The 12,620-nt window shown below is 63.2% G+C and carries 16 protein-coding genes; 12 read left to right on the top strand and 4 right to left on the bottom strand.

From position 1 onward, the window contains the following. Positions 1–96 precede the first annotated feature (96 nt). Positions 97–918, bottom strand: a complete 822-nt coding sequence (locus tag DMX11_RS10010) for a helix-turn-helix domain-containing protein (RefSeq protein ID WP_110744381.1) — start codon at positions 916–918, stop codon at positions 97–99. A gap of 2 nt (positions 919–920) precedes the next feature. Next, entirely contained in the window at positions 921–1,139 is a 219-nt protein-coding gene (locus tag DMX11_RS10005; RefSeq protein WP_110744380.1) for a hypothetical protein, read from the bottom strand. Positions 1,140–1,158: 19 nt separating this feature from the next. Between DMX11_RS10005 and DMX11_RS25860 the strand changes: the two genes are divergently transcribed. The 5 genes from DMX11_RS25860 (at position 1,159) to DMX11_RS09985 (ending at position 5,491) form a co-directional block, all read left to right on the top strand. Beyond that, on the top strand, positions 1,159–1,338 hold the full coding sequence (locus DMX11_RS25860; protein WP_146230348.1) for a hypothetical protein: 180 nt from the start codon (positions 1,159–1,161) through the stop codon (positions 1,336–1,338). A 126-nt stretch (positions 1,339–1,464) separates the two neighbouring features. After that, complete coding sequence (locus tag DMX11_RS10000; protein ID WP_110744379.1) at positions 1,465–2,391, top strand: universal stress protein; 927 nt, start codon at positions 1,465–1,467, stop codon at positions 2,389–2,391. A 149-nt stretch (positions 2,392–2,540) separates the two neighbouring features. Continuing rightward, the gene (locus DMX11_RS09995; protein ID WP_110744378.1) at positions 2,541–3,467 is read left to right on the top strand and encodes a universal stress protein; all 927 of its coding nucleotides are present in this window, start codon (positions 2,541–2,543) and stop codon (positions 3,465–3,467) included. Beyond that, positions 3,458–4,825 carry an MBL fold metallo-hydrolase RNA specificity domain-containing protein gene (locus DMX11_RS09990; protein ID WP_110744377.1) on the top strand — a complete coding sequence of 456 codons (1,368 nt, stop codon included), beginning with the start codon at positions 3,458–3,460 and terminating at the stop codon, positions 4,823–4,825. The genes DMX11_RS09995 and DMX11_RS09990 overlap by 10 nt, the downstream gene beginning before the upstream one ends. 21 nt (positions 4,826–4,846) lie before the next feature. After that, positions 4,847–5,491: a hypothetical protein gene (locus DMX11_RS09985; protein WP_256590568.1), complete on the top strand. Its 645-nt coding sequence runs from the start codon at positions 4,847–4,849 to the stop codon at positions 5,489–5,491. Between the two features lie 72 nt (positions 5,492–5,563). On the opposite strand, the gene DMX11_RS09980 is transcribed toward DMX11_RS09985, so the two are convergent. Beyond that, on the bottom strand, positions 5,564–5,989 hold the full coding sequence (locus DMX11_RS09980) for a potassium channel family protein (RefSeq protein WP_110744376.1): 426 nt from the start codon (positions 5,987–5,989) through the stop codon (positions 5,564–5,566). Positions 5,990–6,154: 165 nt separating this feature from the next. On the opposite strand from DMX11_RS09980, the gene DMX11_RS09975 reads away from it, so the two are divergent. From DMX11_RS09975 to DMX11_RS09945, 7 genes are all read left to right on the top strand, one after another. Further along, positions 6,155–6,367, top strand: a complete 213-nt coding sequence (locus tag DMX11_RS09975) for a hypothetical protein (protein WP_110744375.1) — start codon at positions 6,155–6,157, stop codon at positions 6,365–6,367. Between the two features lie 33 nt (positions 6,368–6,400). Next, complete coding sequence (locus tag DMX11_RS09970) at positions 6,401–6,826, top strand: YeeE/YedE family protein (RefSeq protein WP_110744374.1); 426 nt, start codon at positions 6,401–6,403, stop codon at positions 6,824–6,826. Position 6,827: 1 nt separating this feature from the next. Continuing rightward, entirely contained in the window at positions 6,828–7,271 is a 444-nt protein-coding gene (locus tag DMX11_RS09965) for a DUF6691 family protein (protein WP_110744373.1), read from the top strand. Between the two features lie 148 nt (positions 7,272–7,419). Beyond that, positions 7,420–8,595 carry an MFS transporter gene (locus DMX11_RS09960; RefSeq protein WP_110744372.1) on the top strand — a complete coding sequence of 392 codons (1,176 nt, stop codon included), beginning with the start codon at positions 7,420–7,422 and terminating at the stop codon, positions 8,593–8,595. A 27-nt stretch (positions 8,596–8,622) separates the two neighbouring features. Next, entirely contained in the window at positions 8,623–9,279 is a 657-nt protein-coding gene (locus DMX11_RS09955; protein ID WP_110744371.1) for an alpha/beta hydrolase, read from the top strand. Between the two features lie 127 nt (positions 9,280–9,406). Further along, entirely contained in the window at positions 9,407–10,762 is a 1,356-nt protein-coding gene (locus tag DMX11_RS09950; RefSeq protein ID WP_110744370.1) for an MFS family transporter, read from the top strand. Positions 10,763–10,774: 12 nt separating this feature from the next. Continuing rightward, positions 10,775–11,818 (top strand): hydroxyacid dehydrogenase, encoded by a 1,044-nt coding sequence (locus tag DMX11_RS09945; protein WP_110744369.1) that lies wholly within the window; start codon positions 10,775–10,777, stop codon positions 11,816–11,818. A gap of 75 nt (positions 11,819–11,893) precedes the next feature. Here the strand turns inward: DMX11_RS09945 and DMX11_RS09940 are convergent, their stop codons facing one another. Beyond that, positions 11,894–12,472, bottom strand: a complete 579-nt coding sequence (locus DMX11_RS09940) for a TetR/AcrR family transcriptional regulator (RefSeq protein ID WP_158286171.1) — start codon at positions 12,470–12,472, stop codon at positions 11,894–11,896. Positions 12,473–12,620: the final 148 nt, after the last annotated feature.

Below are 12,620 nucleotides of genomic sequence, written 5' to 3'. Positions count from 1 at the left end.
TCTGGCCCTACGGTGTTGGTTCCAATCCATTGATGGCACGACGAGCGGTGCAGTTGGGCGTCATCCTTGCGCCGCGACACGACGCCGTGGCTAACTTCAGCCTGTCGAGCAGGGCGCGTTCAAGGTTTGCCTGCGTTCACTGCCCGGGTCACCCTGCTGAAGCGCTATCAATGCGGGCATGTCGAGTATTTCCACCAGCCTGCCGCGCAGGTCGAGGATACCTTGCGCACGCAAGCGGGCGACCGACCGGCATACGGTTTCCAGGCGCAGGCCCAGGTACGATGCGATATCCTCGCGTGACATGCGCAACATGAAGCCATGGGCGGAGTAGCCCCGGGTGACGAAGCGCCCGGACAGCCCGATCATGAAACTGGCCAGGCGCTGCTCGGCGGTGAGGTTGCACAGCATCAGCACGCGCTCGTGCTCCCGCACGATCTCCCGGCTCATCAAGCGGTTCAGGCTTTGCTGCAATACCGGAAAGTCGCGCGCCAGCGCTTGCAGGCGACGGTACGGGACCGGGCACACTTCGCTGTCTTCCAGGGCAATGGCGTCGCAGACGTGGCGGTCGGTGGCGATGGCGTCCAGGCCAAGCACGTCACCCGGCATCCAGAAGTTGATCACAACGCCCTGGCCTTCGGCGCTGTTCATGCTGGTCTTGAAACTGCCACAGCGCACGGCGTACAGCGTGGTCAAGGGGTCATTGGCGTTGAACAGCGCTGCGCCTTTGCGGATGCGCATGCGTGGCCCGATCAGCGCGCCCAGGCAGCTGTTGTCATGCAGGGGCAGACCGGTGGGCAGGCACAGGCCGCTGACCCGACAATCGCGACACAACGTGACCAGTGGCCTCAGGTGAATCGGCGGGGACGTGCGCGACGTAGCTGGCTGCTCGAGCAGCGTGACTTTCAGTTGGCCAGACATGTTCAAGCCCCCCTCGCACATCGCACATCCGCGTGGGTTGTCACGCCTGAACGGGGCGACCAACCTGCCAGCATGTCCAGCGAATGGGGGGCGTTGAGGCGGGCGTTGAGCCGCTCGACAAACTGTTGGGCTTCAGCTGCCGTGCTGAAACTGACCCGCCACTTGTCCATGCGGACCCAGCAGCGGTGCTGTTCGGTGTTGTTCTCGACGTAGACCTTCATGGGTGCCTCCGGAGCATGCATGGGCAAAAAACTGCGCAACAATGCAAACAAAGGCATCCCTGCCGGCAACGCACGAGGCTCAAGGCCTGATCGCCACATCCACGCCGCATTTGCCTACGAGCGCCATGGCACGCCTCCGGGACTGGAGATTGTTGTTGGTATGGAAGTAGCGTGCGCCCTGCAAGGGGCGAATCGTTGATCCACGTCAAGTTTGTGTGCTGCGGGAGAGACCGTTGGTCCGTGGGGCGTCAGTTGACAAACGTCAAGTCTGCAGAGCACGGGTGAACGATGCTTGGGATACCTATCGCAATCGTAGAGGTGTGCCATGGAAACCCCGCAAAGACTGCTGTTGATCGCATCGCCCCTGATGCGTCGAACCCCCGTCTACGACCGAGCCGCGGCCTTGGCCAAGGCCAAGGGCATGGCGCTGCACATCGTGGCTTTCGATTATGTGGAAGGGCTTGCCACGGCGGGCCTGGTAAATGACCAGGCACTGGCGGTGATGCGCGACGGCTACGTGCTGCAACATCGGGAGTGGCTGGAAAGCCAGGCTCAGCCGATGCGGCGTAACGGTGTCACGGTCACCACCGAAGTGGTGTGGGTGCAGCATCCCTTGAACGAGATTCTGGTGCACCTGCGCGAACAGCCGTTCGCCCTGCTGATCAAGGAACTCGAGCATGAGCCTTGGTGGATGCGCGCCATGTTCACCTCCCTGGATATCCAGCTGCTGCGTGAAACCCGCATCCCGCTGCATCTGGTGCACAAGGCCAGCCATGCATTACCGCGCAGGATCCTGGCGGCCGTGGACCTGACCCGGCCCGAGGATCAGTTCGAAGGCTTCAATGACCAGATCATCAGCGAGGCGCTGAAACTGGCTTTGCAGTGCAGCGCGCAGATCGAATTGCTGTATGCCTACGACCTGGGTTCCATGTACCTGGACGCCGGTGGCAGCCGGGAGCATTCGTTCCTCTTCGATTCCAACCTCGCCCGGACGCTCCACGAAGCCCAGAGCGACGCCTTCCAGGCCCTTGCCGAGCGCAATGGCATAGCCGTCGAGCACCGGCACATGCGCATAGGTGACCCGACCAAGGTCCTGGGAGTGTTCATGGACAACAACGATATCGACGTACTGGTCATGGGCAGTTATCACCACCACGGCATCGGCTGGTTCATTGGCAGCACTGCCGAGCGGGTATTGCATCGCTTGTCCAGCAGTGTGCTGGTGATTTCCCCCGAGCATTCCCGGGGGTAGGGCACAAGGCCCGCAAGGGCCTTGTTTTCAAGCGCGCAGGTCAAGTTCGGGGCGGATCATGTGTTTCTGATCTGCATCAAACGCCAGCACAGCCGCACCCGGAGAATCCTTTTCATCACCTACCAGCCGCGCAAGCCCGGAGGTTCACCATGGGTCAATATCGACAACTGCTGGTGCTGCTTACCGAGGTCAACCCCCATTCGGCGGCGCTGCGCAGGGGGCTGGCGCTGGCGCATGTCAGCGGTGCCAGCGTGCACGTGCTGGGCCTGTTCGAACCGAGTGAGGAGCACCTGCTGCGCGAAGAGCGCCTGAACGAGGCGGATATCAAACGCCAGTACGACCACTATTGCCTGCAAATACGCGCGCTGGTCGAGCGGCACCGCGGCAGCGGTGTGGCGCTGACGGTGGACAGCCTCGCCGTCGACGATACATGCAGCGAAGCCATCGACTACATCAGCGAACTGCAGCCTGACCTGGTCATCAAGGACTGCGAACCCGCCTCGGCCCTGGCGCGGCTGTTCGGCACCCCGCTGGACTGTGCATTGATGCGTGGCAGCAAGGGGCAGACCCTGTTCGTACCGAAGGCGGCTGTTTCACTGCCGCGGCGCATTATGGTCGCCGTGGATACCTGTTTCAGCGAGACGCCGGACGCTCAGCAGCGCTTCAACCGGGGGCTGATTCACGTGGCCGAGGCACTGGCACTGCAGTGCGGTGCTGCGTTGCACCTGCTGTCGGCCTACAACCTGGCCGGGGTGTTCGCGGCAGACATGACGGTCACCCAGGCATGGATCGAGGAGATGCGCGAGGCGCTTCAGCAACCGTTCGATGCGTTGGCCGAGGCCGAAGGGGTGGCGCAGGACCGCCGGCACTTCATGGAGGGCGGGCCGGTGCAGGTGATCCGCGAACAGGTCGCGACACTTGAGATAGACGTCTTGGTGATGGGCGTGGTGCAGCCCAAAGGGCTGGACAAGCTGCTGGGCGACACCACTGAACGCGTCATCGGCCACCCACCGTGCAGCGTGCTGACCGTTCATCCCCATGTGTTCGAAAACCAGGAGCCTTGGCCATGCAACTGACCTTTCTCGGCGGCACCGGGACAGTGACCGGCAGCAAATTCCTGTTGACCCGCGACCGCACGCGGCTCCTGGTCGACTGCGGGCTGTTCCAGGGCTACAAGCAATTGCGCCTGCGTAACTGGGAGCCCTTGCCACCGGCACTGAAGGCGCTGGATGCGGTGGTGCTCACACACGCCCATCTCGACCACAGCGGTTACCTGCCAGTATTGGTCAGGGAAGGCTATAGCGGACCGATCTATGCCACCCCGGCTACCTGCGCCCTGGCTGAAGTGCTCTTGCTCGACAGTGCGCGGCTGCAGGAAGAGCAGGCCGAGCATGCCAATCGCCATGGCTACTCCAAACATACGCCGGCACGGCCGCTCTATACCGAGCAGGATGCGAAGCGGGCGCTGGCATTGTTGCGCCCGGTGGAGCTGCATCAGCCAACGCTGATCGCCGAGGGCATGCACCTGCTGTTGCGCACGGCTGGCCATATCCTGGGCGCGGCGACCGTGCAGATCAGTGCCGAGGGGCAGACCTTGGTCTTTTCGGGTGACCTGGGCAGGCCGCAAGACCCCATCATGCGCGCGCCGGAATTGATCCGCACGGCGGATGTGCTGCTGGTGGAGTCCACCTACGGTGATCGCCAGCACCCGGCAGAAGCGACCGAGCAGTATCTGGCCCAGGTCATCAACCAGACCCTTTTGCGCCATGGGATCGTCCTGGTTCCTTCATTCGCTGTCGGCCGCGCCCAGCTGCTGATGTATTACCTGTACAAGCTCAAGCGCGACCGGCTGATCCCGGACATCCCGGTGTACCTCAATAGCCCGATGGCCACCGATGCCACCGCGCTTTATCAGCAGTTTCGCAGCGAGCATCGGCTACCGGCAGCGGAGTGCGCCGCGATGTGCAAGGGCACACGGATCATCCGTACGGTCGATGAGTCCCGCCACCTGGACCAGCTGCGCGAGCCGGCGGTAATCATTGCCGCCAGTGGTATGGCCACCGGTGGGCGGGTGCTGCACCACCTGAAGGCGCTGGCACCCAACCCGCGCAACAGCATCCTGTTCTCTGGTTTTCAGGCGGGAGGCACGCGCGGCGCCGATATCGTCGCCGGCGCCAGCAGCGTACGCCTGCAGGGCGAAGACGTGCCGATCCGGGCACAGGTGCATGCCATGGAAAACCTTTCTGCCCACGCTGACGCCGACGAGATCATGGAGTGGCTGCGTGGCTTCACCCGGCCACCCCGGCAAACCTACGTCATCCATGGTGAGCCACACGCCGCCGACACCCTGCGACGGCGCATCAGCCTGGAGCTGGGCTGGCAGGTGTGCGTGCCGGAATATCAGGAAACCGTAGCCATCGACCCTGGGCGCTGAACCCCGGCGCAGGAGGTAGTCATGAACATGCAAGCACGAGCGAAACTCCGGGCCTGGATGCACCGGCCCAGGGGTAGCCTGGGCTGGATCGTGGCCATCGCCGTGTTACTCGTCGCGGCCTCTGTCTACCAGGCCTTGAGCTCGAGTTGGCGCATGCCCATGCGTGATCCGGCCGTGCTCCTGAGCTTGCTGGCATTGAGCGTGGCGCTGGGTTGGGCCGTTCAGCGGGGCGTGAAACGCACGGTCGGCAAAGCCATTTTCAATGGCCAGGAGACGGGCTGGCAGGCCAGGCTGGCATTCCTGCGGTCGATCACCCGGGAATCGAACGTGCTGATGGGTACGCTGTTGCTCCTGGCGGTGCTGGGCGGTGCCACCCTATGGTTGGCCGGGCGCTCCGTGGAGCAGATCGTGGAAAACTGTTCGGCCAACCTGCAGGCACAGGTGCAAGCACCGCAAAACGAGCAGCTTGCGGCGTTGATCGGCAAGCCTGTCTGCACCTGCCTGGCGCAAACCTTCATGGCCCGCAATGGGGTGATCCGCCTGGCGTTGTTCAACACCCCGCTGCAGGAAGTGAGCGGCCTGCGGGCGTTGACCCCGGCTGATGAGCAGCGCTGCCTTGCCCAGTTCGATCTGTTACCCGAGCAAGGCAGTGCCGCCACGCCCTGACCGCAGCCGCCTGATGAGCGCACCCGCGCAGGCGCGCCGCGGTGCCTTGGCCTTGGCGTGATCGCTCGATGTTCATTTGGCTTTCCAGTACTTCTGCATTTCCAGAAACAGGAACGAGGCGGTCCAGCTGATCAGCACCAGGCCCGTGAGCGCCTGCAAGCCGGTGAGGTATTTGAGGTGGCCGGTAGGCGCGATGTCGCCGAAGCCAATGGTGGTGTAGGTGGTGAAGGAAAAATACACGCAGTCCAGAAAGCTGCCGTCAAAATTACCGCTGAGTGTCCCCCAGCCCTCGGCATGGGCCATCAGGTAATAAGCCAGGGCGAAGCACCAGACCTCCACGGCATGGGCCAACAACGCGCCGAACACCCCCGCGACGATACGGAACCGGCTCCACAGCCTGAGGCGCGGCAGCCAGTCATTCATGCGCAGCAGGCATTCGTAGTGAATGATCACCACCAGAATCACGATCAGCATGTTGATTAGCGTGACAGTGAGCATTGTCATTACTCGGGCCGGGGCGGGTTGAACAGGCCGACTGCACGGCAGCCAGCACTGCAATAACGACTGCCAGGCACTATAGCGCCTTCCCGTTTTCTACTCCTGGGCCCGCCGACGCGGTTGACAAATGTCAGGTCGCAGCGGGTGGCATTACCGATACTCAGGGTGTCTCGAGACGCAAGAGGGTATGCACATGCAACGCTATCTGCTGCTCGGGCACGCCTGGAGTCGGCACAGGACAATGCCACCGCCCAGTTGCGCGCCGACCAGGTGTGCTACCGTATCGCCCTGGACGAGCAGACCGCCAATGAGGCCCTGCGCCGTGCAACCCTGGCTTTGGACCAGCTGCAACAGTTGCAGCAAGCCAAGCGTCAATAGCCGCTATCTCACACCGATGGCTCGGAGTTGGGTATGACCGATTTCACCCCATGGTCGGCGCTGGCAGGCGGCGCCATGATCGGCCTGGCCGCGGGGCTGTTCGCCGTGGCCAATGGGCGTATTGCGGGTATCAGCGGCCTGATCGGCTCGTTGTTGCAGCGTGGCGAAGAAGGGCGTGGCGAGAAAGCGTCATTTCTGCTCGGCATCATCGCCGCGCCGCTGCTATGGCGCTTCTTTTCCACGTTGCCTCCGGTGCATATCACCGCCTCACCGTTATCGCTCATTGCGGCCGGGTTGCTGGTGGGCATCGGTACGCGTTACGCCGCAGGCTGCACCAGTGGCCATGGCGTGTGCGGCCTATCTCGGTTGTCGCCACGCTCGGCGGTGGCAACCCTGTGTTTCATGGCCGCCGGTTTTGCTACCGTCTATTTCCTTCGTCATGTTGTGGCAGGTACGTAACATGCAGCGATTCATTGGTTTTCTGTCCGGCGCCCTGTTCGGCATGGGCTTGTTGCTGTCCGGCATGGCAAACCCTGCCAAGGTCCTCGGGTTTCTCGACCTTGCCGGGCAGTGGGACCCATCGCTGGCACTGGTCATGGTCGGTGCCATAGGCGTGGCCTTGCTGCCCATGGCGTGGGCAAGGCGGCACACCCTGGCATTGCTGGGGGGAAAAATGCAATTGCCAACGCGGCGTGACGTCGACCGCCGGCTGGTCGGCGGTAGCCTGCTCTTTGGGGGCGGTTGGGGGCTGGCCGGCCTGTGCCCCGGCCCTGCGCTGGTGCTGCTGGCCGGGGCCTATTGGCAGGCTTGGGTGTTCGTCGCGGCAATGGTCACTGGGATGCTGGTGTTCAACGTGTTGGAAGCGGTACGGCGCACAGGATCATCACCGCGTCGCCCGGCATAGCTGAAATGCCGGGATTCAATAGCAGGCCTTCGCTCATCCCAGTAGACTTGAGCCGCCGCGCTAGGCTTCGCGCGCAACAGCGCCCCCTCGACACCCATCGGCGACGGTAATCACCGGCGTCGATCTCCTCCGTACATGAAGGCCGTTTGTGAACGCTGCTCTACGTCTCCCCGGACCCATCGGCATCTTGTGCCTGGGGTTACTCCAGATCATGGTCTGGGGTGGGTCCTTCTTTATCCTGGCGGTCATGGGTGAGCCCATCCTGCGCGAGACTGGCTGGGATGGCCATTGGGTGTATGGCGCGCTGTCGCTGGGCTTGATGGTGTCCGCACTGCTGGCGCCGCTGGCGAGCCGCCTGGTGGTTCGCTACGGTGGTCGCCTGCAGATGGCCGCGAGCGGAGTCGTGGTGGGGGGCGGGCTGCTGATCGTCGCCAACGCGCACAGCCTGCAAGTGTTCTTGCTGGCCTGGGTCGTCATTGGCGCCGGCATGGCCATTGGTCTCTACGAAGCCCTGTTTGCCACGCTTGGCGCCTTGTACGCCGAGCGGGCGGGCAGGGCGATCACGGGTATCACCTTGATCTCTGGTTTTGCCACGACCATCACCTGGCCGCTGGTAGCGTTCGCAATCGAGCAATTCGGCTGGCGGGTCACCTGTAACGCTTATGCGCTGATGCTCATTGTCGTGGTCGCGCCGCTGTACCTCTGGGTGCTGCCGGCGGGGTCGCACGGGTCAAAAAGCAAGCCTGCGCTAGCGGCGACCGATGTCAGCGTCGACCGACGTCTGTACCTGTTGCTGATGTGGATCTTCGCGATCGGGGCGATCATCATGACCGCGGTTTCGGTGCAACTGGTGGCAGTGCTGCAGGGGTTGGGCCACAGCCTGACCACGGCAATCGCGCTGAGTGCGCTGTTGGGGCCCAGCCAAGTGGCATCGCGCGTGCTGCAGATTGTCGCCCGCAAGCGACACCCGATCTGGACCGCATTGGTTTCTTCGGTTCTGGTGGCCGTGGGCGTGGCACTGGTTGCCCTGGCGCCTGGCGCTACGGCACTGGGGCTGTTGCTCTACGGCTGCGGCAATGGCTTGCGGGCCATCGTCCGGGGTTTGCTGCCCCTGGCGCTGATGCCGCCGGCGCAGTACGTGGCGCTGATGGGCAAGATGTCGCGTCCTTCGCTGATCGGTCAGGCGGTGACGCCGCTGGTCGGCGGCTACCTGCTTCAGCACTTTGGCGCCATGGGGGTGCTGGCAACGCTCGCTGCCCTGGCCGTTGTCAATGTCGTGCTGGTACTGCTGGTCATGCGCTCACTGCCGGGCAGGGCCGCGTGAGCGCCAACCCTCGAGGAGTCAATTGCAATGTCACGACTGGACCGTGAAGAGCTGCTGATCGATGGCGGGGTGGGCAAGCTCCACCTGCTGCTCGATCATCCACCCACCCCGCCGAAGGGCGTGGCGATCGTCAGCCATCCGCAACCCCTGCTGGGTGGCAGCCCCCGGCACATCGTGCCAGTGACCCTTGCCCGGCAGTTGTGTGCCAGCGGCTGGCTGGTGGTGCGGCCGAGCTTTCGTGGGGTGGGGTTGAGCGAGGGCAGTCATGCTGGCGGCATCGGCGAGACTGAGGACAGCCTGGCGGTGCTCCAGCACATGGCTGCAACGATGCCTGGGCTGCCCATCGCCTTGGTTGGGTTCTCCTTCGGCGCCCATGTGTTCGCCAGGTTGGCCAGCGCATCGCCTGGAGCGTTCGATGCCTTGGCCCTGCTGGGGCTGCCGGTCGGCGATGTGCCCGGGGGCCGCCATTATCCCGCGCCGGCCTTGCCCGACGATTGCCTGCTGGTGCACGGCGAGTGCGACCAGATGGCGCCTCTGCCGGGCCTGCTGGGGTGGGCCGCTGGCGAACAACGCCGCGTATCGGTGTACGCCGGCGCCGACCACTTTTTCAAAGGCTGCCTTGGCCGGGTCGCTGAAGAAGTCTGCCGCTATCTGCAGCACAAACGGCCCGAAAGCCCGGCGTAGAGGGCCATGCCTGCCAGGCATAGCTGTTAGACCAGTGGCACCTCTTCCCCCAAAACGACGCTATGCAAAGCTGTACCCGAGTTGGCAAAAAAAAATAACAACAAGGGTAGCGATCATGAATGCAGACATGAGCACGGCACGTCCGTTGACGCGCAAAGAGCGCACCACCGCAATTGTGGGTGTATGCTCCGGCAACCTGGTGGAGTGGTACGACTTCTTCATCTACGCCTACACCTCGATCTACTTCGCATCACTGTTCTTCCCCGCTGGCGACCAGACCAGCCAGCTGCTGGCCACGGCCGGTATCTTCGCTGTCGGTTTCTTCATGCGTCCACTGGGTGGCTGGATTTTCGGCTACATCGCCGATACCCGAGGGCGCAAGATCTCGATGATCATCTCAGTGTTCATGATGTGCGGCGGCTCGTTGATGATCGCGGTCATGCCCACGTATGCCACGGTGGGTGTCGCAGCGCCGGTGCTGCTGGTGATCGCGCGGCTGATGCAAGGGTTATCGGTAGGCGCCGAGTACGGCACCGGCGCCACCTATATCAGTGAGGTATCCCGCGCCGGGCGGCGCTCGTTCTACGGCTCGTTCCAGTACATGACGATCATCGCCGGGCAACTGCTGGCGCTGCTGACGGTTGCGGTACTGCAACTGGTGCTGTCGGAACAGGACCTGAAGGCCTGGGGCTGGCGGGTACCGTTCCTGATCGGCGCGCTGGCTTCGATCGTGGTGGTCATTCTGCGCCGCACCATGCGCGAGACAGCCACTGAAGCGGGCATGAAGAGCAAGGAGTCCGGCTCGCTCCGAGGCCTGATGCAGCACCGGCGCGCGGTGTTGCTGACCTTTACCATCACCATCGGCTGCTCGCTGTACTTCTATACCTTTACCGCGTACATGCAGAAGTTCCTGGTAGTGAGTGTCGGTATCCCGGCCCCCACCGTGAGCATCATCATGGCTTCTGCACTGGTGATCTTCATGCTGGTGCAGCCGGTGTTCGGCATGCTCGCAGACAAAATCGGCGTGCGCCGCAACATGATCTTGTTCGGCCTGCTGTCCACCTTCCTGGTTATCCCGTTGCTGTCCGCGATCAAGACAGTGCAGGACCCGCTTGCCGCGTTTGGGCTCGTGCTCGCCGGGTTGCTGATCGCAGCCTTCTATACCCCGGTCACCGGTGTACTCAAGGCCGACTTCTATCCGCCGACCGTGCGCGCCCTGGGTGTAGGGCTGCCGTACGCCGTGGGGGCCGCAATGTTCGGCGGATCGGCCGAGTACGTGGCGCTGACCTTCCGGTCCTTGGGGATGGAGCAGTACTTTTACCTGTACGTGGCGGTCATCGGCGCCATCACCCTGGTGTCGGCGCTGCTGATGCCAGACCTTGGCAAACACGGTTATCTCGATGGCGACGGCAAGGTCGAAGCGAACATCGGCGTACGCAAGTTCATGGGCCGTAAAACGCTACCCACCCACCCCAGCCACTGAGGCAAGGCGAGCATGATTGCTGAAAGGAAGAAGATCGTGCGCTTCGACGTCTGGTATCACCCGGTGATGGCCCAGATCCTCGAAGCTTCGCCCGATGTCGTGCTGCAAACCGTTGGCCGTGACCAGCCGCCTGCCGTCATCCTGCAGGCGCTGCGCAGCTGCCAGGTATACCAGGTGCCTTCGGCGCGGGACGAACTCCCGCGACCGTGGTGTGTGACCGAGGCGCTGCTGTGCCAGTTGCCTGACCTGCTGTGTGTCTCGACCAATGGCGCCGGTTTCGACACGGTGGATGTCGAAGCCTGCACCCGCGCAGGTGTGTTGGTCGTCAACCAGTCTGGCGCCAACGCCCAATCTGTGGCCGAGGCCACGGTTGGGCTGATGCTCGATTGTGCGCGGCGTATCAGTGAATCGGACCGGCGCCTGCGCCGGGAACGCGGGTTTTCGCGTGAAGACTTGATGGGTAGTGAGCTGTGCGGTAAGACCTTGGGGCTGGTCGGTATCGGTGAAATCGGTAGCCGTGTCGCACGCATAGCCCAGGCGTTGGGCATGCAGGTGCTTGCTCATGATCCTCTGCTGAGCGCGGAACAGATCGGCCAGCGGGGCGCAGCCAGTTGTACGTTGCCGAGCCTGTTGCAGCACAGTGATGTGGTCTCGCTGCATTGCCCGCGTCTGGCTTCGACCTTGAACCTCATGAACGCGTCGACTTTCGGGGCGATGCGCAAAGGGGCTGTGTTCATCAATACCGCACGTGGCGGCTTGCATGACGAGGCCGCTTTGTATGACGCGTTGGCTTGCGGTCATCTTGGCGCTGCGGGAATCGACGTTTGGGACCAGGAGCCGCCGGCATTGGATCACCCCTTGCTCGGCCTTGAAAACGTAGTCGGCCTTTATCACACCGCAGGCGTCACCCGCGAGGCCCGCAAGCGCATGGGAGCGTGGGCGGCTGAGCAGATTCTGCAGATCCTGCGCGGTGAGCCAGGGCCACGTATGGTCAACCCGCAGGCGTTCGATGTGTTCCGGCAACGGCTGAAGGCCAGTGACCATCGCGATACCTAGTGCCGCTTGCAGTACGCTCTGGCGGGTGCTGATCCGCCAGAGCATGTATTCCCCACTCACCTTGAAGGCAGTTCGTCAACCGGGGCATTGCCCGGGCTGCAGCAAGGCATTGCACATACGCAAGATGTGCTGCTCGATCCATCCTTCCTCGAAGGCCGTATTGCCAACCCGCAGACTATTGGCGCTCTCGATGATCGCCAGGAGCGCAACGGCGGCCCGGGCTGTGTCGCGTACGCAGTACTGACCGATAGCGCAACCCCGCTCGATGACCTGGTGCAGTGGCTCGGCCAGTTGCCTCATTGCCCGCTCCAGCCAGAGCCGGTGGCGGCCTTGCAGGTGCCTGGTTTCGTGACGAAGGATCATCTCCTCCTGGGGAAGGGCAACTTGCCGTGCCAGCGCAAAACGCACATAAGCATGCAGATCTTGAGGTTGGGCGCGGTTTGCCCAGGCCTGCTTGCGGCGCTCGACGATATCGAGCACGACATTGAGCAGCAGATCCTGTTTGCAATCGACGTGATGGTAAAGGCTGCCGGGGAGAATACCGACGCGCAGGGCCAGCTTCCTCATGGTCATGGCGGTGTAGCCCATCTCGACCATCAGTTCGGTTGCAGCCTGGGTCAGGGGGGAGGGGCTGGGACGGGCAGCTTCAAGCATAGGCCGGCATCCTCGACAGTGCGCCCAGCAGCCGGCAGAGCAGGCGTTTGCAGTGGCGCCGGGACCGGGGTGTGCCAGTGAGCAGACACATGGGGCACCTCTCTGGGTAGATGCCCCCGGTACCGCAGGCCGCTGCGCGTCAGAACAG

Source organism: Pseudomonas sp. LB-090624 (assembly GCF_003205205.1).
In the GTDB taxonomy this organism is placed as follows: Bacteria; Pseudomonadota; Gammaproteobacteria; order Pseudomonadales; family Pseudomonadaceae; genus Aquipseudomonas.
This window is presented reverse-complemented; position numbering and strand designations above follow the sequence as displayed.

Excerpts from the sequence above, each read along its gene's own strand:
- DMX11_RS10000 (WP_110744379.1), top strand. The coding sequence starts at position 1,465 with ATGGAAACCCCGCAAAGACTGCTGTTGATCGCATCGCCCCTGATGCGT.
- DMX11_RS09990 (WP_110744377.1), top strand. The coding sequence starts at position 3,458 with ATGCAACTGACCTTTCTCGGCGGCACCGGGACAGTGACCGGCAGCAAA.
- DMX11_RS09980 (WP_110744376.1), bottom strand. The coding sequence starts at position 5,989 with ATGCTCACTGTCACGCTAATCAACATGCTGATCGTGATTCTGGTGGTG.
- DMX11_RS09945 (WP_110744369.1), top strand. The coding sequence starts at position 10,775 with ATGATTGCTGAAAGGAAGAAGATCGTGCGCTTCGACGTCTGGTATCAC.
- DMX11_RS09940 (WP_158286171.1), bottom strand. The coding sequence starts at position 12,472 with ATGCTTGAAGCTGCCCGTCCCAGCCCCTCCCCCCTGACCCAGGCTGCA.
- DMX11_RS25860 (WP_146230348.1), top strand. The coding sequence starts at position 1,159 with ATGGGCAAAAAACTGCGCAACAATGCAAACAAAGGCATCCCTGCCGGC.
- DMX11_RS09985 (WP_256590568.1), top strand. The coding sequence starts at position 4,847 with ATGAACATGCAAGCACGAGCGAAACTCCGGGCCTGGATGCACCGGCCC.
- DMX11_RS09995 (WP_110744378.1), top strand. The coding sequence starts at position 2,541 with ATGGGTCAATATCGACAACTGCTGGTGCTGCTTACCGAGGTCAACCCC.
- DMX11_RS10005 (WP_110744380.1), bottom strand. The coding sequence starts at position 1,139 with ATGAAGGTCTACGTCGAGAACAACACCGAACAGCACCGCTGCTGGGTC.
- DMX11_RS09955 (WP_110744371.1), top strand. The coding sequence starts at position 8,623 with ATGTCACGACTGGACCGTGAAGAGCTGCTGATCGATGGCGGGGTGGGC.
- DMX11_RS10010 (WP_110744381.1), bottom strand. The coding sequence starts at position 918 with ATGTCTGGCCAACTGAAAGTCACGCTGCTCGAGCAGCCAGCTACGTCG.
- DMX11_RS09950 (WP_110744370.1), top strand. The coding sequence starts at position 9,407 with ATGAGCACGGCACGTCCGTTGACGCGCAAAGAGCGCACCACCGCAATT.
- DMX11_RS09970 (WP_110744374.1), top strand. The coding sequence starts at position 6,401 with ATGACCGATTTCACCCCATGGTCGGCGCTGGCAGGCGGCGCCATGATC.
- DMX11_RS09965 (WP_110744373.1), top strand. The coding sequence starts at position 6,828 with ATGCAGCGATTCATTGGTTTTCTGTCCGGCGCCCTGTTCGGCATGGGC.